This is a genomic window from Roseovarius sp. S88, assembly GCF_037023735.1.
Classification (GTDB): domain Bacteria; phylum Pseudomonadota; class Alphaproteobacteria; order Rhodobacterales; family Rhodobacteraceae; genus Roseovarius; species Roseovarius phycicola.
The window spans coordinates 1,423,587-1,443,278 of sequence record NZ_CP146069.1 but is presented as its reverse complement, the minus strand read 5'-3'; the positions used below and the strand labels follow the sequence as shown (position 1 = coordinate 1,443,278).

General features: G+C 58.1%; 16 protein-coding genes and 2 pseudogenes. 5 read left to right on the top strand and 13 right to left on the bottom strand.

Features of this window, described 5'->3' with window-relative positions; all coding sequences use genetic code 11:
- Window position 1 precedes the first annotated feature (1 nt).
- The gene (locus tag RZ517_RS07320; protein WP_338550797.1) at window positions 2-1,534 is read right to left on the bottom strand and encodes an acyl-CoA carboxylase subunit beta; all 1,533 of its coding nucleotides are present in this window, start codon (window positions 1,532-1,534) and stop codon (window positions 2-4) included.
- 199 nt (window positions 1,535-1,733) lie between these two features.
- Between RZ517_RS07320 and RZ517_RS07315 the strand changes: the two genes are divergently transcribed.
- Complete coding sequence (locus RZ517_RS07315) at window positions 1,734-2,957, top strand: multidrug effflux MFS transporter (RefSeq protein WP_338550796.1); 1,224 nt, start codon at window positions 1,734-1,736, stop codon at window positions 2,955-2,957.
- Here RZ517_RS07315 and RZ517_RS07310 read toward each other — a convergent pair.
- On the bottom strand, window positions 2,944-3,798 hold the full coding sequence (locus tag RZ517_RS07310) for a LysR family transcriptional regulator (protein ID WP_338550795.1): 855 nt from the start codon (window positions 3,796-3,798) through the stop codon (window positions 2,944-2,946). The genes RZ517_RS07315 and RZ517_RS07310 overlap by 14 nt on opposite strands.
- Window positions 3,799-3,893: 95 nt before the next feature.
- On the opposite strand from RZ517_RS07310, the gene RZ517_RS07305 reads away from it, so the two are divergent.
- Both RZ517_RS07305 and RZ517_RS07300 read left to right on the top strand, forming a co-directional pair.
- Entirely contained in the window at window positions 3,894-4,190 is a 297-nt protein-coding gene (locus RZ517_RS07305) for a YciI family protein (RefSeq protein WP_338550794.1), read from the top strand.
- Between the two features lie 69 nt (window positions 4,191-4,259).
- Window positions 4,260-5,659 (top strand): annotated as a pseudogene (locus RZ517_RS07300) (helix-turn-helix domain-containing protein).
- A gap of 289 nt (window positions 5,660-5,948) precedes the next feature.
- On the opposite strand, the gene RZ517_RS07295 reads toward RZ517_RS07300, so the two are convergent.
- The 5 genes from RZ517_RS07295 to betI all read right to left on the bottom strand — a co-directional run bounded on the left by RZ517_RS07295 (window position 5,949) and on the right by betI (window position 10,664).
- Window positions 5,949-6,185 carry a YdcH family protein gene (locus RZ517_RS07295; RefSeq protein ID WP_338550793.1) on the bottom strand — a complete coding sequence of 79 codons (237 nt, stop codon included), beginning with the start codon at window positions 6,183-6,185 and terminating at the stop codon, window positions 5,949-5,951.
- Window positions 6,186-6,269: 84 nt separating this feature from the next.
- Window positions 6,270-7,925 (bottom strand): choline dehydrogenase, encoded by a 1,656-nt coding sequence (betA, locus tag RZ517_RS07290; RefSeq protein WP_338550792.1) that lies wholly within the window; start codon window positions 7,923-7,925, stop codon window positions 6,270-6,272.
- Window positions 7,925-8,572 carry a glutathione S-transferase family protein gene (locus tag RZ517_RS07285; protein ID WP_317055147.1) on the bottom strand — a complete coding sequence of 216 codons (648 nt, stop codon included), beginning with the start codon at window positions 8,570-8,572 and terminating at the stop codon, window positions 7,925-7,927. Before RZ517_RS07285 ends, betA begins: the two co-directional genes overlap by 1 nt.
- Window positions 8,572-10,080 carry a choline-sulfatase gene (gene betC / locus RZ517_RS07280; RefSeq protein ID WP_317055148.1) on the bottom strand — a complete coding sequence of 503 codons (1,509 nt, stop codon included), beginning with the start codon at window positions 10,078-10,080 and terminating at the stop codon, window positions 8,572-8,574. Before betC ends, RZ517_RS07285 begins: the two co-directional genes overlap by 1 nt.
- Window positions 10,077-10,664: a transcriptional regulator BetI gene (gene betI / locus RZ517_RS07275; RefSeq protein ID WP_317055149.1), complete on the bottom strand. Its 588-nt coding sequence runs from the start codon at window positions 10,662-10,664 to the stop codon at window positions 10,077-10,079. Before betI ends, betC begins: the two co-directional genes overlap by 4 nt.
- Window positions 10,665-11,004: 340 nt before the next feature.
- Here betI and RZ517_RS07270 point away from each other — a divergent pair, with 340 nt between their 5' ends.
- A complete protein-coding gene (locus RZ517_RS07270; RefSeq protein ID WP_338550791.1) occupies window positions 11,005-12,561 on the top strand; it encodes an ABC transporter substrate-binding protein in 1,557 nt (518 codons plus the stop codon).
- Window positions 12,562-13,106: 545 nt separating this feature from the next.
- Here RZ517_RS07270 and RZ517_RS07265 read toward each other — a convergent pair.
- The 5 genes and pseudogenes from RZ517_RS07265 to RZ517_RS07245 form a co-directional block, all read right to left on the bottom strand.
- Window positions 13,107-14,012 carry a DMT family transporter gene (locus RZ517_RS07265; protein ID WP_338550790.1) on the bottom strand — a complete coding sequence of 302 codons (906 nt, stop codon included), beginning with the start codon at window positions 14,010-14,012 and terminating at the stop codon, window positions 13,107-13,109.
- 105 nt (window positions 14,013-14,117) lie between these two features.
- The gene (locus RZ517_RS07260; protein WP_338550789.1) at window positions 14,118-15,347 is read right to left on the bottom strand and encodes an acyl-CoA dehydrogenase family protein; all 1,230 of its coding nucleotides are present in this window, start codon (window positions 15,345-15,347) and stop codon (window positions 14,118-14,120) included.
- Between the two features lie 373 nt (window positions 15,348-15,720).
- Entirely contained in the window at window positions 15,721-16,173 is a 453-nt protein-coding gene (locus RZ517_RS07255) for a CAP domain-containing protein (protein WP_338550788.1), read from the bottom strand.
- A 76-nt stretch (window positions 16,174-16,249) separates the two neighbouring features.
- A pseudogene (locus RZ517_RS07250) lies at window positions 16,250-17,043 on the bottom strand (inositol monophosphatase family protein).
- Window positions 17,044-17,099: 56 nt separating this feature from the next.
- Window positions 17,100-17,471 (bottom strand): helix-turn-helix domain-containing protein, encoded by a 372-nt coding sequence (locus RZ517_RS07245; RefSeq protein WP_338550787.1) that lies wholly within the window; start codon window positions 17,469-17,471, stop codon window positions 17,100-17,102.
- Between the two features lie 302 nt (window positions 17,472-17,773).
- Here RZ517_RS07245 and RZ517_RS07240 point away from each other — a divergent pair, with 302 nt between their 5' ends.
- Window positions 17,774-18,742, top strand: a complete 969-nt coding sequence (locus tag RZ517_RS07240) for an NADPH:quinone oxidoreductase family protein (protein ID WP_338550786.1) — start codon at window positions 17,774-17,776, stop codon at window positions 18,740-18,742.
- Between the two features lie 6 nt (window positions 18,743-18,748).
- Here RZ517_RS07240 and RZ517_RS07235 read toward each other — a convergent pair whose 3' ends face one another.
- Complete coding sequence (locus RZ517_RS07235; RefSeq protein ID WP_338550785.1) at window positions 18,749-19,621, bottom strand: LysR family transcriptional regulator; 873 nt, start codon at window positions 19,619-19,621, stop codon at window positions 18,749-18,751.
- Between the last annotated feature and the right edge of the window lie 71 nt (window positions 19,622-19,692).

The following is a 19,692-nucleotide window of genomic DNA, read 5'->3' as shown; positions in this document are numbered from 1 at the left end:
ATCACAACGGAATATTGTCGTGCTTTTTCCACGGCAGTTTGCGCTTCTTGTTACGAAGCGCAGCAAAGGCCCGGCTCACCCGTTTGCGTGTGCTGCGGGGCTGGATCACCTCGTCAATGAAACCCCGCTCGGCGGCCACAAACGGGTTCGCAAAGCGGGCCTCGTAGTCGGCAGTGTGCTGGGCGATCTTGTCAGGGTCATTGAGATCGGCGCGGTGGATGATCTCGGTCGCGCCTTTGGCGCCCATCACGGCAATCTCTGACGTGGGCCAGGCATAGTTGATATCGCCCGCCAGATGTTTGGAGGACATCACCACATAGGCCCCGCCATAGGCTTTGCGGGTGATCACGGTCACCTTCGGCACCGTCGCCTCGCCATAGGCAAAGAGGAGCTTTGCGCCATGCTTGATCACGCCGTCATGTTCCTGTGACGTGCCCGGCAGGAACCCCGGCACATCCACGAGCGTCAAGATTGGAATTTCAAAGCAATCGCAGAACCGTACAAACCGCGCGCCCTTGCGCGAGCTGTCGATATCAAGGCACCCGGCCAGCACCATCGGCTGGTTGGCCACAACGCCCACCGTCCGCCCCTCTAGCCGGATAAAGCCGGTGATGATGTTCTTGGCGAAATCCTCCTGAATTTCGTAAAAATCCCCTTCATCGGCCAGCTTGGTGATCAGCTCTTTCATGTCATAAGGCATGTTGGGATTGTCGGGCACCAGCGTGTCGAGCGAGGTTTCCATCCGGTCCACATCGTCAAAGAACGGGCGTACCGGCACGGGCTGACGGTTGTTGAGCGGCAGGAAATCCACCAGACGGCGCACCTCGGCCATGGCCTCTACGTCATTCTCAAACGCGCCATCCGCGACTGAGGATTTCTTGGTATGTGTCGAGGCCCCTCCCAGTTCCTCGGCGCTGACCTGTTCGTTGGTCACGGTTTTGACCACATCGGGGCCGGTGACAAACATGTAAGAGCTGTCGCGTACCATGAAGATGAAGTCGGTCATCGCAGGCGAATAGACCGCCCCACCCGCACAAGGGCCGGTGATAACGCTGATCTGCGGGACCACGCCTGACGCTTCGATGTTGCGTTGAAAGACATCGCCGTAGCCTGCGAGGCTGTCGACACCTTCCTGAATGCGCGCGCCGCCTGAGTCGTTGATGCCGATCACAGGCGCGCCGTTCTGCACGGCCATGTCCATGATCTTGCAGATTTTCTGCGCATGGGTGTTGGAGACAGAGCCCCCCAGAACGGTGAAATCCTGCGAGAACACATAGACCTGGCGGCCATTGATGGTGCCCCAGCCAGTGACAACGCCATCCCCGTGCGGTTTGTTGGCCTCCATGCCGAAATCACTGCAGCGATGAGTGACAAACATGTCGAACTCTTCAAAACTGTCCTCATCCAGCAGCAATTCGATCCGCTCGCGTGCGGTCAGCTTGCCTTTGCTATGCTGTGCCGTAACGCGCTTTTCACCGCCACCAAGCCGCGCCTGACCGCGGCGATTTTCCAGTTCCTGCAGGATATCTTTCATCGGGAGCCCCCTTGACCAATTGCGCGGATAATAGAGAGTCACAGCACCTCAGGAAAGAAGAATTGAGCAAATTTGCAAATTTTAGGAAACTTCCATTTTACAAATTGCAAAACTGCAAATTACACCCCTGGCATATCCCGTCTTTTCCAGCGTCGCAAATGCAATGGACATCCCCCGCAGAGCCGCCTAATCCTAACCCATGCAACCACGCGCGCCGGTGCGGTTTTTGGATCGCGCCACACCACCCCATATTCTCACGCTGATCCTTCTGGCCGGGCTGTCTGCGCTGGCCTTGAACATCTTCCTGCCCTCGCTGCCGGGCATGACTGCCTACTTTGAGACCGACTATCGCCTGATGCAGCTTTCGGTCGCGGTGTATCTTGCCGTGAACGCCACGCTACAGCTCATTCTGGGTCCGATCTCAGACCGGTTTGGCCGAAGACCAGTGATCATCGGCGGGTTGTTGATTTTCCTTTTGGCCACGCTGGGCTGCATCTTCTCCACGAATGTCTGGGTCTTCCTGGCTTTTCGCATGATCCAAGCCACGATTGTCGCCGCGATGGTCCTCAGCCGTGCGGTGGTGCGCGATATGGTGCCCGAAGCACACGCGGCCTCGATGATCGGCTATGTGACGATGGGCATGGCCGTGGTGCCAATGATCGGCCCGGCGATCGGCGGCGTGCTTGACGAGGCTTTTGGCTGGCAGGCAAGCTTCTGGGCACTCTTTGCCTTGGGGGCTGTCGTCACATGGCTCGCCTGGTCCGATCTGGGAGAGACCGCGCCCTTGCAGGGCCGTAGCTTTGCCGAGCAACTGACTGAATATCCTGCTCTTTTCGCCTCCCCAAGATTCTGGGGCTATGCGCTTGCCTCCGCCCTCACCTCCGGGTCGTTCTTTGCCTATCTCGGCGGTGCACCCTATGTGGGCGACAAGGTCTTCGGGCTCTCTCCTTCGGAGTTGGGCCTATTCTTCGGGGCACCCGCCATCGGCTATTTCCTCGGCAACTTCGCCTCAGGCCGGTTTTCGGTGCGTGTGGGCGTCAACCGCATGGTGCTTTGGGGCACGCTTGTCACCACGGGCGGGGTCGCGCTCAACCTCACGCTCTTCTACGCAGGGATCGGCAGCGCATTTAGTTTCTTTGGCCTGATGACTCTCATGGGCCTCGGCAACGGGATGACCATCCCCAACGCCACGGCGGGCGCCCTGTCGGTGCGACCTCATCTTGCCGGGACCGCCAGCGGGCTGGCAGGAGCTTTGATGATTGGTGGCGGCGCGGCGCTTTCGGCTTTGGCTGGCGCGCTTCTGGCACCCGATACAGGGGCCTTCCCTCTGCTCTGGATCATGTTTGCGACCTCCGCTGCGGGTGTAGTGGCGATCAGCTTCGTGATCTGGCGGGAAAAGCGGCTGGCACTCACGCCGCGCTGAATATGCCGTCTAACCAGGATTGAACCACCCTTATCCGGTCCAGCCCGGCCTGATCGCGGCGCGTCAGTACCCAAAGCTCTCGCTCCGGGATGTGGGTCTCATCCACATCCAAGCGGCGAAGGCCCGGCACCGCATCTGCAATGATCCGAGGTAAAAGTGACATCCCAAGCCCCGCTTGAACCGCCCGCAAGAGACCTTCGGCGTCGTTCACAGAGAGACCGGCACGCCGTGATCCGGGCGCATTGGCCAAAGTTTCGATCGCTTGTGCAATCTCCAGATGCTGCATGTTTGGTTCAAAACCGATCCAAGGCAGATCGCCGCCTACCATGCTGGCCGCGTAACACCCATAAGACATGACACCAATTTTGCGCGTCAAAACCCCCTGCCCACCAGTTCTTGGACGCGCCAGGCGCAAGGCAATATCGGCCTCTCCCTCCAGCACATCCGCATCCCGCGCCTCTGCCAGAAGTTCGACCTTCAAACCCGGCGCGAGATCACAAAGCTCGCCCAATTGCGGCAGCAACACATGATGCGCCAGAATGGGCACCGTAGAAAGACGCACGCGCCCGGCAAGCCCATCGGGTTGCGCGCCAAGGTCGGCACGAATGCGACGCTCCACATCCTCCATGGCTTCTGCCTGACCCGCCACCTTGCGGCCCGTACGGGTCAGCCGCATTTGACCATGGCCGCCGCGCTCGACCAAAACGGCGCCAAGCGCCTCCTCCAGCGCAGCCACCCGCCGCGACACCGTGGTCTTGTCGACCTTGAGCTGGCGCGCTGCTTTGCTAAGGCTGCCGCCGCGCATCAGCGCCAGAATGTATTTTAGATCATCCCATGTCATAGCGCTGCAATTTTGCACCGAAAGGAGGCAATTTTCCAGTCTGTGCTGCGCTTATATCGCATTTCACAATGCATACGACAAACAAGGAGTCCCCGATGACCTTTATCGTTCTTTTTGAGGACGCCGATGGAAAAGAGCATCTGCGTCAGGCGCATATGGCCGATCACCTCGCGTTTCTAGCTGCGAATGCTGGCATAATTACCGCTGCCGGACCCCTCTTTGCCGCGAATGGAGACGGGCATGGCGGAATGTGGAACGTTGCGACCGAGGATGTGGCAAGCGTTGAAGCGTTGGTGCGTGCCGATCCTTTCTATCCAACAGGGCTTCGCAAAACCTACACAGTTTTGGAATGGCGACATGTTTTCCGTGACGGTGCACCAGTAAAGCCCTGACATCAAAAGCTTGCCTCTTCGCGTAGAGTTTGCAAAATTGCCTTCGCAGCTTTGCAACTGGGGGTCGTCATGCGCGCGCAAAAAATCTATGCTGGCGTCAAACTGCGCGAGATGCGCCGGACATTGACCCTGACCCAAAAGGATTTCGCCGAAAAATTAGGGGTTTCCCTGCCCTACCTCAACCAGATGGAAAACAACAAGCGCCCGATCAGCACCACGGTGGTTCTGGCCCTCGCACAAGAATTTGGCTTTGACGTCACCGAGTTGAGCAGCGCGGATTCCGAGCGTTTGGTCAGCGACATGCGCGAGGCGCTGGCTGATCCGGTGTTTGCCGATGACACGCCGCCCTTGAGCGATCTGCGCCTGACGGCGTCCAATGCGCCTGCGCTGGCGCGCGCCTTTCTCGAACTGCACCGCGCATATCGCGAGACCCATGAACGGCTGGCCAGCCTTGATGAGGCCTTGGGCCGCGAGGATGCGCGGATTCAGACCAGCCCCTGGGACGAGGTGCGCGATTTCTTTCACTATTGCGACAACTATATCGACGCCGTGGACCGAACGGCAGAGCATTTTGCCTCGGGCACGGACGACCCCCGGCAGATCCGCGATCTGGCCGAAGCGCGGCTGGCTGAATTGGGCATCAAAATTGCTGGAAGCGAGGGGCCGCATCTGCGCCGCTTTGATGCCGCCGAAGGGATACTCTATCTCTCAACCTTGGCCGAACCCGAGACGCGGACCTTTCAGCTTTTGCTGCAACTGGCCCTGATAACGCAGGATAAGTTGCTGGAGGCCACGCTCGATCTCGCCCGGTTTCAGACCGAGGCCGCGCGCTCCATCGCCAAAATCGGGCTGGCGAATTACTTCGCCGGAGCCGCACTCATGCCCTATGGCGCCTTCTTGCAGGCCGCTCAGACGCACCGGCATGATCTGGAGGTGTTGGCCACGCGGTTTGGCGCGTCGATTGAACAGGTTTGCCACCGCCTCTCCACCATGCAGCGCCCTGGGGCCAAAGGTGTGCCGTTTTTCTTCGTGCGCGTGGATCAGGCAGGCACAATCACCAAACGCCATTCCGCCACGCGACTGCAATTTGCCCGCTTCGGCGGGGCCTGTGCGCTGTGGAACGTGCACCGGGCGTTTGAAACACCGGGGCGCTTCCTGCGGCAACTGGCCGAGACACCCGATGGCGTGCGCTATATCAGCCTTGCGCGCGATGTGAGCAAATCCGGCGGGCATTTCGGCGCGCCGGTGCGGCGGTTTGCAGTGGCTCTGGGATGTGAGGTGCGCCATGCCGATGCGCTGGTCTATGCCGACGATCTGGATCTGGGCAACGCACGGGCGTTTGAACCCATCGGGATATCCTGCCGCATTTGCGAACGCACGGACTGCCACCAGCGGTCGGTGCCGCCTCTGGAGCGACGGTTGCAGGTGACACCCGATGAGCGGGGGTTTTGCCGTATAAGGTGGGGTGAAAACGAAAAAAAACTAACCGCAAACCATGGTATTTTCAGTCATCGCTTCGAAAGTAGGTTCGCTTTACGTGGTGTTTTAAGTCCAACAGCATAACGCTAAGTAGAACTGTCAAAACCGCGATTCCATCGAAGTAATGTGTCTCGGGGTTTTGCTTCCAGTAAGCGAGCAACAAGAACATCGGCCATGCCAGCCAAATCCTTGCAGGTAAACGTTTAAAGAACTCAAACATAAATGCTCAGTCGTGCAATCATGAATTGAACAAGCATATAAGTCGAACTAAAGAAAAACTCACCCCACAAGCATCTGATAAATCTCATCCTTGAGCCGGGCGCGGGTTTTGCGCATGTCTGTTTCAACCACCTCTGAGACCGGTGTCACGTTCGTCTCAGCACTATGCACAGCGCGGTTGACCTCGTGATACTCATCCATCAGCCGGGCAAAATGGGCGTCCGAGACCTTGAGCGTGGTGATCCGTTCAGCGTGTTCCGGAAATTCCTCGTGCAACTCATGCGGAGTGTGTGACATCAGGCTCTCCCTCTTGTGCAGTGTCAGCACGCCAAGTGTCGCTCACGTGGCTTCAATTTGCATTGATCAGGATCAATCCAACGCTCACCGCTGTGCGGTCTTCCAGTTGGGATGAATCCACGGCTCGGCATTGTCAGCCGGCAGGTGCCGGCCCAGCACGTGGTCGGCCATCTTTTCTCCGACCATGATCGAGGGCGCATTCAGATTGCCGTTTGGAATACGTGGAAAAACCGAGCTGTCAGCGACGCGCAGGCCGTCTACCCCAATCACCCGACCCTCGGGGTCGACAACCGCATGAGCATCATCGGCGCGGCCCATGCGACAGGTGCCACAGGGATGGTAAGCGCTTTCGGCGTGTTCACGAATGAAGCCGTCGATCTCGTCATCGGTTTGCAGCGCTGCACCCGGTTGGATTTCATGCTTGGCGAAGGGCGCAAACGCATCTTGTGCAAAAATCTCGCGCGTCAGCCGAATGCCCCGGCGGAAATCGCGCCAGTCGCTTTCCTTGCTCATATAATTGAATCTGATGACCGGCGCGTCCTCTGGCCGGTTTGAGCGCAGTGTGACGGCCCCACGGCTCTCAGATCGCATCGGGCCGACATGCGCTTGAAACCCATGTCCTTCGGCGGCGGCCTGCCCGTCATAGCGCACAGCAATCGGCAGGAAGTGGAATTGCAGGTCGGGATAATCCACGCCTTTGTCCGAGCGGATAAATCCGCAGGATTCAAACTGGTTCGAGGCCCCCGGCCCGGTTTTGCCCAAAAGCCAGGTCAGACCCACCAGCGCCTTGCCCGGCAGGTTCCAGTATTTATAGAGGCTCACCGGCTGGCTGGCGGCCATCTGGATGTAAACCTCCAGGTGATCTTGCAGGTTTGCCCCAACGCCAGGCCGATCTGCGACCAGGTCTATACCGTGCTCGGCCAAGTGCGCACCCGGACCGATACCCGAAAGCATCAATAATTTCGGGGTGTTAAAGGCCGACGCTGAGAGGATCACTTCGGCGCGGGCATGAATGACCTCGCGTGCGCCTTTGCGGGTGACCTCTACGCCTGTGGCACGCCCATCCTCAAAGATCACACGACCTGCCAGCCCCCGCATGACATCGCATTTGCCGCCCTTCAGCGCGGGTTTGAGATAGGCATTGGCCGCAGACCAGCGCTGGCCCTTATGCACCGTCATCTCGAAGGGGCCAAAGCCCTCTTGCTGCTGACCGTTATAGTCGGACGTGATCTGATACCCGGCTTGCCCGCCTGCCTCGATGAAGGCCCGCGTCAGCGGGTTGGCCATCTCGCCGCGTGTGACATGCAATGGCCCCGAACGCCCACGCCAATCGGGATCGCCGCCATGGCCGCCGTCGGTCCAGTTTTCCTGGCGCTTGAAATAGGGCAGCACGTCGGCAAAGCCCCAGCCATCCGCCCCCTGATCGCGCCAGTGATCAAAGTCGCGCGCATGGCCACGCACATAGACCATGCCGTTGATTGAGGAGGATCCGCCAATGACCTTGCCGCGTGGGGCGGCCAGACGCCGGTTGCCCAAATGCGGCTCAGGCTCGGTGCGGTAGCCCCAGTCATACATGCTCATATTCATCGGATAGCTGAGCGCGCCGGGCATCTGAATGAACGGGCCAGCATCCGTGCCGCCATGCTCAATCACCAGAACCGAACGACCCGCCTCACTGAGGCGGTAAGCCATGGCACAGCCCGCACTGCCCGCACCAACGATGACATAATCCGCTTCCATCACGCGCCCTCCACCCTCAATGGCTCGTATGAAACCATGACATGCTCGCGATATGCGGATCGCTCTGTAAGTCTTTGATAGTACATCTCAACGCGCGGATTTTCTGCGCGCGGAATGTCCATCGTGAACCACCGGAACAGAAGATGCCCGATGACGATATCTGCTGTGGTCAGGTTCTGACCGCAGACAAAAGGCTGATCGCCCAGCTGGGTTGCCAGAATCGACATGTAGGCATCAAAATTTGAGATTGCCGCGGCGAGTTTTCCTGCATCCCGGTTCGCAGCCGCCGTGCGCACGCGCGACCAGAAGATCGGCACGGTGAAATTATTGCACAGCTCGTTCTTGCCCCACTCGGCCCATTTGTCGATACGGGCACGCTCAGACGCATCCTTTGGCCAGAATGCTCCGCCATCATCATAGGTCGCCGCAAGGTATCGCAGGATCGACGCACTCTCCCAGACAACCAGATCGCCATCTTTCAGAACAGGGATTTTGCGGTGTGGGTTCAACGCGCCGAACTCCGGCGTATCAAGCCCGCCATACACATGCCCGTAGTCCAGCCGCTCATGCGGAAGCTGTAGTTCCCCGATAAACCACATGACCAGTTGCACGTTGGAAGAGGTCGTGCGCCCATAGATCGTCAACATCACTCGCCCCTCGGAAATCTTTGATTTTCCTCGACAATATTGAGGTCCATGTGGTTGCGCATGTAGCGCTCCGATGCCTTTTGCAGGGGTTGGTAGTCCCAGGGGTAGTATCCGCCCTGGCGCAGCGCCTCATAGACGACCCAGCGGCGCGCCTGGCTTTCGCGGACTTGAGCGTCAAAGGCGTGCAGATCCCAGCGGTCTTCGGATTTGGCGCGCAGCTGCGTCAAGGTGCCTGCGTGCTCGGGACGGTCCGCAAGATTGGTCAGCTCATGCGGATCAGCCTCCAGATCAAAGAGCTGATCGGGGTCGAGCACGCAGCGGGTGTATTTCCACTTGCCATAGCGCAGCGACACGAGCGGCGCATAAGAGGCCTCGGCGGCATATTCCATGGCCACTGGTGCGTCCCGGGATCCACCCTGTCCCAAATAAACCAGGCTCTCACCGGTGGTCCAAGGCGCGATTTCGTCCATATCCGCACCGGCCAGCGCGCAAAGCGTGGGGCAGACATCAATTGTGCTGACCGGGTCAGTCACAAGCCCCGGTGTCATGTCAGGGGCCGAGATCATCAGCGGCACGCGGGACGAGCCCTCGTAGAAGCACATTTTGAACCACAGGCCCCGTTCCCCCAGCATATCGCCGTGATCGGAGACAAAGAGGATCACGGCCTCTTGTCTTGTGGTTTCCAGCGCCTCCATCACCTCACCGATCTTGTCGTCGAGATAAGAGATATTGGCGAAATAGGCCCGGCGTGAGCGGGTGATATCATCTTCTGTGATGTCGAAATTGCGCCAGTCATTGGCATCAAAAATCCGCTGCGCATGCGGGTCGTGATCCGCATAATCCATCGCCGGAACTTCGGGCACCAGATGCGCGCATCCCTCGTATAAATCCCAGTATTTCTTACGCGCCACATAAGGATCATGCGGGTGTGTGAAGCTGACGGTCAGGCACCAAGGGCGCACGTCCTTGCCACGGGCCAGATCATAGACTTTGCGCGTGGCGTTGTAGGCAACCTCGTCGTCATATTCCATCTGGTTGGAAATCTCGGCCACGCCTGCACCGGTGACAGAGCCCATGTTGTGATACCACCAGTCGATGCGTTCCCCTGGCTTGCGGTAATCCGGCGTCCAGCCGAAATCAGCCGGGTAGATGTCGGTGGTAAGGCGTTCTTCAAAGCCGTGCAACTGATCGGGGCCGACAAAGTGCATCTTGCCGCTCAAACAGGTCTGATAACCTGCTCGACGCAGATGATGCGCATAGGTGGGTATATCGGCGGCAAATTCAGCCGCGTTATCGTAGACCCGGCTACGAGACGGCAAGAGCCCGGACATGAAGCTGGCCCGGCCCGGCGCACAAAGCGGGCTGGCGGTGTAGGCGTTTTGAAAGCGCGTGGACCGTGCAGCGAGTTTTTTCAAGTTGGGCGCGTGCAGCCAATCGGCGGGCCCATCGGGAAACAGCGTCCCATTGAGTTGATCCACCATGAAAATCAGTATGTTAGGCTGTGTCATTGACGCATGTCCGCTGGCAAGGATGTGTCGATGTAATGCAACAGCACCTTGATGGCTTCTTCGCCCGAGAGCGGCGCTTTGTGCAGCGCCTGCCGGATATACAAACCGTCGATCATCGCCGCGAGGCCGCGAGTGAGCGTGCGCGCATCCTTGGGGGCAAGCTGGCGAAAGGCATGATGCAGGTTAGAGCGCAGCCGGTGCTGATAGATATGCAAAAGCCGCCGCGCCTCGTCTGACTTCTGGGCCTGAACGTAAAAATTAAGCCAAGCCGCGACCATCTCGGTGCGGAACTGCGCAGGCGCGAAACTGGCGCGTATGATGGCCTCAATGCGGTCACGGGGCGTCTTGGCCATGATCATCGCACCCCGCACCTCGGCCCCATAGAGCGTCAGGATGTGCCGCATGGCGGCTGCGAAAATCTGTTCTTTGGACCCAAAGTAATGATGCGCCAGCGCGCTCGACATGCCCGCCCGGCGGGCAATCTGGCTTACCGTGACATCAAGTGAGCCTTGCGCGCCAATCTCACTGATTGTCGCCTCGACCAAAGCCGAGCGTCGAATCGGTTCCATCCCTAGCTTCGGCATCAAACCTCCCCCGCAGCTGTATTTTCGCGGTATTGTTTTTTAATTGACTCGTCAACCAATAACCGATTTTCTCCAAGCCGCGACAGCAAAAGCTTGAAATGCGGCACTCGCGGAAAGATGATGGCCGCAGCATTGAGTTTGCCGTTGCATCGTATTGGATGGGGCGTCTAACCTGTGCACGCGTTGAAAAAACGGTCGTCACAGCGCAGGACCGAGGCCTCAAAGAGCCTTGGACAGTAATGTGTGCTGGACGAGACGGGGAATGTGACGGAGTAAATCAAACGAGAACTCAACACAGACGTATCAAAACTATAACGACAAAAAACAGGGAGAACTGAATATGTCGATCATCAAAGGCGGCTTGCTTGACCGCCGTGGATTTCTAAAGACAACCGCCGCAACGGCCATGGCAGCAACTCTGCCATTGGGTGGCGCGGCTTATGCTGCGCCCAAGCGCGGTGGGCATCTTCGGGTTGGGAAAGGCCACGGCCAGACCACCGACACGCTGAACCCGGGCACATGGGAAAACGGCTTCACCATTGGCATGGCCTTTGCCATCCATGGTCGCCTGACCGAAGTGGCGCCAGATGGCTCGTTGCAGCCTGAACTGGCCGAAAGCTGGGAAGCCACCGCAGACGCCAAGACCTGGACCTTCAAGATCCGCGAAGGTGTGACCTTCCACTCGGGCAAACCTTTGACGCCCGAAGACGTGGTCGCCTCGCTGAACTTCCACCGGGGCGAGGATTCAACCTCGGCGGCGGGTCCACTGGTCGCACCGATTGAAAACATGAAGGTCGATGGCGGCAACGTTGTTGTCGAATTGTCAGGCGGCAACGCGGACTTCCCCTTCATTCTGTCGGATTATCACCTGACCATCCACCCGGCAAAAGACGATACCATTGATTGGGAATCCGGCGATGGCTGCGGCAGCTACATCCTGAAGGAGAAAAACTTCGGTGTTAGCATTACAATGGAGCGCAATCCGAACCATTGGCGCGACACTGTTGGGTTCTTTGACAGCATCGAAATGCTGGCGCTTGTGGATCAGAACGCGCGGACAACCGCGTTGGTGTCCGGCGATGTCGATGTGGTTGACCGGGTCGACCTTAAGACAGTAGGCCTTCTGGAGCGTAACGCAAACCTCGCCATCCATTCGGTGGCAGGCACGCAGCACTACACCTTTGCGATGTCCACCAACCAGGCGCCGTTTGACGACAACAATGTGCGTCAGGCCCTGAAATACGCCATCAACCGCGAAGAAATGGTCGAGAAGATCCTCTTCGGCTATGGCTCTGTCGGCAACGATATCCCCGTGGGTCAAGGTCAGCTCTATTACAACACCGAGCTTGAGCAGAAGACCTATGATCCGGACAAGGCCAAGTTCTATCTCAAGGAAGCCGGTCTCGATAGCCTTGAGGTCAGCCTCTCGGCAGCAGACGCGGCCTTTGCGGGTGCGGTCGATGCTGGCGTTCTGTTCCAGAACTCGGCCAAAGCTGCAGGCATCGACCTCAAGGTCGTGCGGGAGCCGAACGATGGCTACTGGTCAGACGTGTGGATGAAGAAACCCTTCTCGGCCGTCTACTGGTCGGGTCGTCCGGTTCAGGATCAGATGTTTGCCACCGCCTATAGCTGTGGGGCTGACTGGAATGACAGCTTCTGGTGCCATGACCGGTTTGAGGCGCTCATGGTTGAGGCCCGGGCCGAGCTGGATCCGGCGAAACGCCAGGAGATGTATTTCGAAATGCAGGACATCGTCTCAAACCAGGGCGGCGTCATCATCCCGATGTTTGCAAACTATGTCTTCGCAACATCCAACAAGCTCAAAACGCCAGAGGCGATGGGCTCGAACTGGGATATGGACGGCGAACGCTGGGCCGAGCGCTGGTCCTTCGCCTAAGTCGCGATCTCAAACACACCAGAACCCCCGAGGCGCGTCCTCGGGGGTTTTTTGTTTTCAGGGGCTTACAGCACGTTTGCCTAAAAATGAATCACATTTGAAACGCGCCACTGATGCAAGACCGGAAACAATGACGTGATGTTCCATTCATTTGTGACAAAGCGTACAAAGCTCTGGTTCAGCACATCCTTTTGTGACGCTACGTCATTATTAGAACACTGCGCGCCAAATCGTTGTTTTTAATAACTTTTAAACCAAAAGCTTAACTGACGAGAAGGAACTACACCTTGATCGAAACCCGGCTTGGCGCGACCTTACATCGACGAACACCACCGGATCGGGGGCTCTGAGTGGGGTTGAGTGGAGATGACAATGATTCATTTACTCAATATGAGCCTCGCTGCTCCGAGAGCGTTGTTGAGTGCTGTTGCACCACATTGTGTGGGACACACAGACGTTTGCGATAACAGCTACGAATCTCAACCTGTTGTCAGCCGCGACGAACTTCTTGTCCTTTTCGGTGACAAGCTTCGTTAACTTTTTCACTACACTTTTGTCTCAGTCACCGCAGGTGTAACGGCACGACGCTTGAGCACAGCCTCGCGCCAGCTGATAAAACTTACCGCGCCTACAATCACCATACCGCCGAGGATGACCCAGGGATCAAACGGCTCGCCAAAGACCACAAGCCCCAGCGCCACAGCCCAGACCAGTTGCAGAAACGACACCGGCTGTGTGATGGCCAAAGGGGCGGCGCGGAAGGCCAGCGTCATTGTGTAGTGCCCGCCTGTGGCCAGTGCGGCCACTCCGAACAGCACCAAAAGCTCATAAGATGTTGGCGTCACCCAATTGGCAAGCGCCACAGGTGCCAATCCAATCGTCACAGTTATCGAAAGCATGGCCACCACAAGCCCGGGACTGCACCGCTCTGAGAGCATCTTGGCCAGAAGATAGGACGCCCCAAAAACAATCGCGGTAAAGATCATCGCCAAATGCCCTGGCCCCACCTCGCGAAACCCGGGGCGCAGAATGATCAGCGCACCTATGAGAGCCACAAAAATGGCCAGCACCCGGCGCAAGGCCAGCTTTTCCCCCAGAAAGATCGCGGCCCCCAGCGTCACGTAGATGGGGGAGAGGTAGTTCATCGCCGTGACATCCGCGATGGGAATGCGCGCCATGGCAAAAAACCAAAGCCCGACGCCTAGGGAATGCGCCACGCCGCGCGCGGCGAAAAGCCCCAGAGTGCCTCGATCCAGCCGCACCCGGCTCAGCGTGCCCAGTATCGGAATAAGAAACACCAACCCAAGCACATAGCGCAGAAACGCCGCCTCAGGGGCCGGAATGCGCGTGCCCAAAAGTTTGACCAGCGCAGTGACACCCACAAACTGCAGCCCGGTCACCACCATCCAGAAGATACCCCACCCGGGCCGTGCATTTTGCTCAGACGTCATGACGGCATTAAGACCCTGTCCACGGCCTTTGTCGAGAGGCTATGGTTGCTCCGAGCGAACCGGCTTCGTTCCTGTAAAAAATATCAAAAAACCAGATAGTTATTGTTAAAACTTCGCTTGAGAATATTTACTCAGCTCGGCGCGCGCCACCTGCCTGCGATGCACCGCATCGGGCCCATCCGCCAGCCGCAGCGTGCGCAGGTGGGTCCACATTGCCGCCAGCTCGGTGTCTTGTGAAATACCCTGCGCGCCGAACATCTGCACCGCCTCATCAACGACCTTCAAGGCCATGCGTGGCGCCACAACCTTAATCTGATGAATCCAGGGCGCAGCGGCACGGGCATCGCCCTGATCCATCATCCAGGCCGCCTTGAGGCACAAAAGCCGCGCCTGCTCAATTTCCATCCGCGCCTCGGCCAGAATGTCGAAATTTGCGCCAAGCTGCGCCAAAGGCTTGCCAAAGGCTTCCCGCTCCAGAGACCGGCGACACATCAGTTCCAGCGCGGCCTCGGCCTGACCAATGGCGCGCATGCAATGGTGGATGCGCCCCGGTCCAAGTCGTCCTTGGGCAATCTCAAACCCGCGCCCCTCCCCCAAAAGCAGATTCTCAGCAGGCACACGCACATCGGTAAATCGGATATGCATATGCCCATGCGGCGCATCATCGGCGCCATAGACCTGCATCGGGCGCAGTTTTTCGATGCCGGGCGCGTCTGAGGGAACGACAATCATCGAATGGCGTTGATGCTTGGGCGCATCCTCACCGCCCGTACGCACCATGACAATGTAAACCGCACAGCGCGGGTCCCCTGCCCCCGTGGCCCACCATTTTTCGCCATTCAGCACATAGTCATCACCTTCCCGCGCACAGGACATGGCAATGTTGGTGGCATCTGAGCTGGCCACATCCGGTTCCGTCATCAGGTAGGCGGATCGGATCTCCCCCTCCAGCAGCGGTTCCAGCCAGCGGGATTTCATATCAGGCGTGCCGTATTTGACGAAAACCTCCATGTTCCCGGTATCCGGCGCGTTGCAGTTGAAAACTTCAGCGCCCAAAGGCGTTTTTCCCATTTCTTCGGCAAAATAGGCGTATTCCACCGTGCTCAGGTCCATGCCGCGGTCATGATCGGTCAGCCAGAAATTCCACAATCCCGCCGCCTTGGCGCGCGCCTTCAGCCCATCCAGAATTTCCGCCTGCCGGGGTGTGAAGGCCCAGCGGTCGCCCTTCCCAATCTCGGTGTGATACTCTGCATTCAGCGGCGTGATCTCGTCACGCACCATGGCACGCACGGCGGCCAGGTTTTGCTCTGCCTCTGGCCTCATTCCAAGCTGCATATCACACCTCCCATGGCATTTAACCTAACCCTGATCTGGCACAGCCGCCCGCGCACAGCAATGCGCAAAGCGCGTCAACCTTTGTGGCCCCCTGCCGTGAATTGGTCTTTTGCAAACCCTGTTCTGCCCCAATTCCGGCCACAAACTCGGCGTAGAACCGCCGTTGTGTGTTGCGGCCGCCTTTTGAGTACGGAGTGTGTGACGTGTGTGGGCGGTCGAGACACACGCCCCTTCCGCAGAACAACAAACGACAGGCCGCCTAAAGCGTTTCGCGATAAACCTGACTAACAGATGATCGCGAAACGCCGCGCGACACTCAATCGTTGCACGCGTTTCGCCTTTCGCTGATGTCCCAGGTTAAAGGCGAAACGCTTTAGCAGCCCGACCTTCCCAGAACCATCACCCAGATATTGCCCGGGCCGCGCACCAGTGCGAATTCGCGCGCCTCACGGCTAAGCATGTTCCGTCTGTGGCCCTTGGACCCTGCCCAGCTTTGCAAGACAGCCCCCAGATCACGTTGCCCCTTGGCGATATTCTCGGCCACGAAGCAATAGCCATATCCCTGACGTTGCACACGATCTGCCACCGAGCTTCCATCAGATCCCTTATGGCTGAAGAACCCTTTGCGCGCCATGTCGCGTGCATGGGCGGCGGCAGCCTTTGTCAGGGGTGGTGACGTTCCAAGCGCCGGAGTATTTTTTTGCGCGCGATAGTCATTAAGCCAAGCGCGGGCCGATTCACTGGCGTCACGAAGCTCTTGGGCGGTCAGAGGTGTCGCGACCAAGGTCATCGCGAGAATAAATATGGTTAGAATTCGGAGGCTCATGTCGCTGACATTATGTAACGTGAAACGCAATCGCCACCAGTGCTTAGTCAACTCGCGAGATTGTGCTCACTGCCACTCAAATAAAGTCCGACAGAATGCCCAGAGCCGCCTTGTGTTGCATGCGCCCGGCAGCGGCCACAACCTGGCCCCCGTGATGCGCCGGACCACCGCACCAGTCGGTGACAATGCCACCTGCCGCTTCTATCACCGCGATGGGCGCCTGGATATCATAGGCGTTTAGGCCGGCTTCAATCACCAGATCCACTTGCCCTGAGGCGAGAAGCGCATAGGCATAGCAATCCATCCCATAGCGTGCGAATTGCACACGATCAGCAACCGCGCGAAAGGCTTCGCCTTCGGTCTTACTGCCAACTTCAGGAAAGGTAGTGAAGAGATTGGCCTCACCAAGCGGACGGTTGCCGCAGGTCGCGAGAGATTTACGCCCATGAGGCCCTGACATCTCGGCCCGTCCCAGCCCCCTTCGAAACGCTCGCCGATATAGGGCTGATCGATAAGGCCGTAGAACGGCCCGTTCTCGTCCGAGATCGCGATCAGGACGCCCCAGGTCGGCGTGCCGGTCAAAAATCCACGTGTTCCATCAATCGGGTCCAGCACCCACGTCAGGCCAGTGCGCCCACCGGTGGCGCCGAATTCCTCGCCCAATATCGCGTCATCAGGCCGACGAAGTGCCAACACCTCGCGCATTGCCTTTTCGGCAGCGCGGTCAGCACGGGTCACAGGATCAAACGGTTTTGATATGTCGGCCTTGTTCTCGGCCTGAAGGTTCTTGGTACGAAACCAAGGCAAAATAGCGCCGCGTGCGGCATCTGCCAACGCGTGCGCTGTTTCTACGATATCTGACTGGTCCATCCGAGAGCCCTCATGCCGCCCTTAGGCGGCATGACTAAACCGGACAGCCCTTTGGCTCAAGCCACGTCGCTCAGCACGCGGGCAAGATCAAACAGCCGCCGACGCTGATTTTCCGGGATCGAGTAATAGGACCGGACCAAATCCAGTGCTTCTTTGTCGCCCAACAGATCGGATGGTGCAGCATCTGTCGATTGCTTGTCTTCGGAGACCCGTTCAAGACCTTCGAAAAAGAAACTCACATCCACATCCATAGACCCAGCGATGTCCCACAAGCGCGACGCGCTGACACGGTTGGCACCGGTTTCATATTTCTGGATCTGCTGGAACTTAATTCCGACACTTTCAGCAAGCTGTTGCTGCGTCATCCCGACAAGCCATCTGCGATGACGTATCCGTTTACCGACATGCACATCTACGGGGTGCGGCATGGGCAATCCTTTCACAATGTATGCGCGACTCATTCCGGCCAACTGCAGCCAATGACGCGCTGTTAGTTAATATGCACGGCGCATCCCAGCCGCGCAGGGGAAAATTACCACCTATAAGTCAAAAGACAAGATGCTTGGCTAAACGATAACGAGTTTTTTGTTAACATTTCTCAATCTAGACGAGTATAACCCGGCGTTTGAGATTTCGCAATAGTTGCGCGACAAAGACGGTCTTGCATCACCCGCAGATTTTCGCCAACCAAGGGCAAGACCTTGCCCGACCTGATAAAGGACAGTTGTGGATGCGTGCTTTTCGACTTTCAGCCTCGAATGCAACACCTGCCCTTGTTGTATGCGACCCGCCCACCCCAAAAGCTGATGAAATTCTTGTACGGATCGGGGCGTGTGGTCTCAACTTCGCCGATCTTTTGATGGTCAAAGGTGAGTATCAGGACACGCCCGAACTGCCCTTTACCCTGGGTATGGAAGTGGCCGGTACGATTGAAGCCTTGGGCGCTGATGTGACGGATTTCGCTATTGGGGACCGAGTGGCGGTCTTTGGCGGCCAAGGGGGGTTGGCAGAGTTTGGTACTTTTCCAGCCGATCGGGCGGTCAAATTGCCGGAGACAATGCCTTTCACTGATGCTGCCGCGTTCCAGATTGCCTATGGCACCAGCCACGTGGCGCTGGATCACAAGGCTCAGCTACAGGCCGGAGAAACGCTCTTGGTGCTGGGGGCCGCTGGGGGCGTGGGCCTCACGGCGGTGGAAATCGGCAAGCTCATGGGGGCCACAGTTATTGCCTGCGCGCGTGGCGCGGACAAGCTGGAAGTGGCCAAGGCCGCCGGGGCCGATCATCTGATTGACGCCAAAACGGAAGATATCCGAGAGGCCTGTCGCGCTTTGGGCGGTGTTGATGTCGTCTACGACCCGGTCGGCGGAGATCAGTTCAAAGCCGCCTTTCGCGCCTGCAAGCCCGAAGCGCGCCTTTTGGCCATTGGATTTGCAAGCGGAGATGTTCCGCAAATCCCGGCCAATCACCTTCTGGTCAAAAACCTTTCCGTGCTTGGGCTCTACTGGGGGGGCTACCTTGCCTTCAAACCTCAGGTCATCACCGACAGCCTGGCGCAGCTTCTGGCCTGGTATGAGGCAGGAAAACTCACGCCTCACATCAGCCATACCTTGCCGCTGGACGAGGCCGCGCAAGGGCTGGAGCTTTTACGCAGCCGGAAATCAACCGGCAAGGTGGTGATCACGTTGGATCAGGATTGATCCGCGTCAGGCTTGGCGCAGCAACGCAGGCGGCGTGGCGCAATAGCCCTGCCGTAACAGGTCGGCCAGTTTGGTGGCAATCTCGTCCCGACCGGACGCGCCATACATGTTGATCCGCTGAATGCCCAAATCGGGCAACTGTCCAGGCGCATTGATCGCTTCCTGATGCGGCGGAATGCTTGATTCCAAAAGCGCGCCCACGGCCAGATCAGCGCTGATCAGGGCCTCAACCGAGCGGTCCTCATCCGACTCGATGGCCAGCTCCCATGGAATGCCCATGGCATCGAGACGCCGCAGGACAATGGGTCGGAAAATGCAGAACTTGCAAAAGCCAAGGCGCAGGGGGCGTTTGCGCCACGCTTGCCCGCCCATCGCACCCACCCATTTGAGCGGCATTTCAGCCAGGGTCTCACCCCCCGGCGAAAGCTGTTCTTCGGTGGTCAGGATAAGGTCAACCTCGCCGCGCTTGAGCGCTTCGTGCAGTTTCACCGTGCTGGAAGACTTCAAGGCCACGTTCACGCGGGGAAAGACGCTGTTGAAGGTTTTCAGCACGCGTGGGATCACCGGATAGACGATGTCGTGCGGCACACCGAGTGTCAGTTCGCCTTCGAACACCTCATCCGCCAGACGCCCCACGGCTTCATCGTTGAGGTCCACAATACGGCGTGCGTAGGTCAAAAGCTGTTCGCCTGACGCGGTGAGCGCAATGCGCCGGTTTGAGCGATCCATAAGCTCGATGCCCAACATCTCTTCAAGCCGCTTGAGCTGCATCGACACCGCGGATTGCGTGAGGTTCAGCACCTGGGCTGCGCGTGTGACGCCGCCCTGCTCTGCCACGGTCATGAAAGACCGGAGCGTGGTCATGTCCAGATTTCTCATTACATCACAATCCTTGATGATAATTGTATCAAACATTCATTTTGAAAATCATACCGTCTATGCCAGATATA

Bases quoted from the DNA above. Each gene is read 5' to 3' on its own strand.
- RZ517_RS07320 (WP_338550797.1), bottom strand. From the start codon at position 1,534: ATGAAAGATATCCTGCAGGAACTGGAAAATCGCCGCGGTCAGGCGCGG.
- RZ517_RS07315 (WP_338550796.1), top strand. From the start codon at position 1,734: ATGCAACCACGCGCGCCGGTGCGGTTTTTGGATCGCGCCACACCACCC.
- RZ517_RS07310 (WP_338550795.1), bottom strand. From the start codon at position 3,798: ATGACATGGGATGATCTAAAATACATTCTGGCGCTGATGCGCGGCGGC.
- RZ517_RS07305 (WP_338550794.1), top strand. From the start codon at position 3,894: ATGACCTTTATCGTTCTTTTTGAGGACGCCGATGGAAAAGAGCATCTG.
- RZ517_RS07295 (WP_338550793.1), bottom strand. From the start codon at position 6,185: ATGTCACACACTCCGCATGAGTTGCACGAGGAATTTCCGGAACACGCT.
- betA (WP_338550792.1), bottom strand. From the start codon at position 7,925: ATGGAAGCGGATTATGTCATCGTTGGTGCGGGCAGTGCGGGCTGTGCC.
- RZ517_RS07285 (WP_317055147.1), bottom strand. From the start codon at position 8,572: ATGTTGACGATCTATGGGCGCACGACCTCTTCCAACGTGCAACTGGTC.
- betC (WP_317055148.1), bottom strand. From the start codon at position 10,080: ATGACACAGCCTAACATACTGATTTTCATGGTGGATCAACTCAATGGG.
- betI (WP_317055149.1), bottom strand. From the start codon at position 10,664: ATGCCGAAGCTAGGGATGGAACCGATTCGACGCTCGGCTTTGGTCGAG.
- RZ517_RS07270 (WP_338550791.1), top strand. From the start codon at position 11,005: ATGTCGATCATCAAAGGCGGCTTGCTTGACCGCCGTGGATTTCTAAAG.
- RZ517_RS07265 (WP_338550790.1), bottom strand. From the start codon at position 14,012: ATGACGTCTGAGCAAAATGCACGGCCCGGGTGGGGTATCTTCTGGATG.
- RZ517_RS07260 (WP_338550789.1), bottom strand. From the start codon at position 15,347: ATGCAGCTTGGAATGAGGCCAGAGGCAGAGCAAAACCTGGCCGCCGTG.
- RZ517_RS07255 (WP_338550788.1), bottom strand. From the start codon at position 16,173: ATGAGCCTCCGAATTCTAACCATATTTATTCTCGCGATGACCTTGGTC.
- RZ517_RS07245 (WP_338550787.1), bottom strand. From the start codon at position 17,471: ATGCCGCACCCCGTAGATGTGCATGTCGGTAAACGGATACGTCATCGC.
- RZ517_RS07240 (WP_338550786.1), top strand. From the start codon at position 17,774: ATGCGTGCTTTTCGACTTTCAGCCTCGAATGCAACACCTGCCCTTGTT.
- RZ517_RS07235 (WP_338550785.1), bottom strand. From the start codon at position 19,621: ATGAGAAATCTGGACATGACCACGCTCCGGTCTTTCATGACCGTGGCA.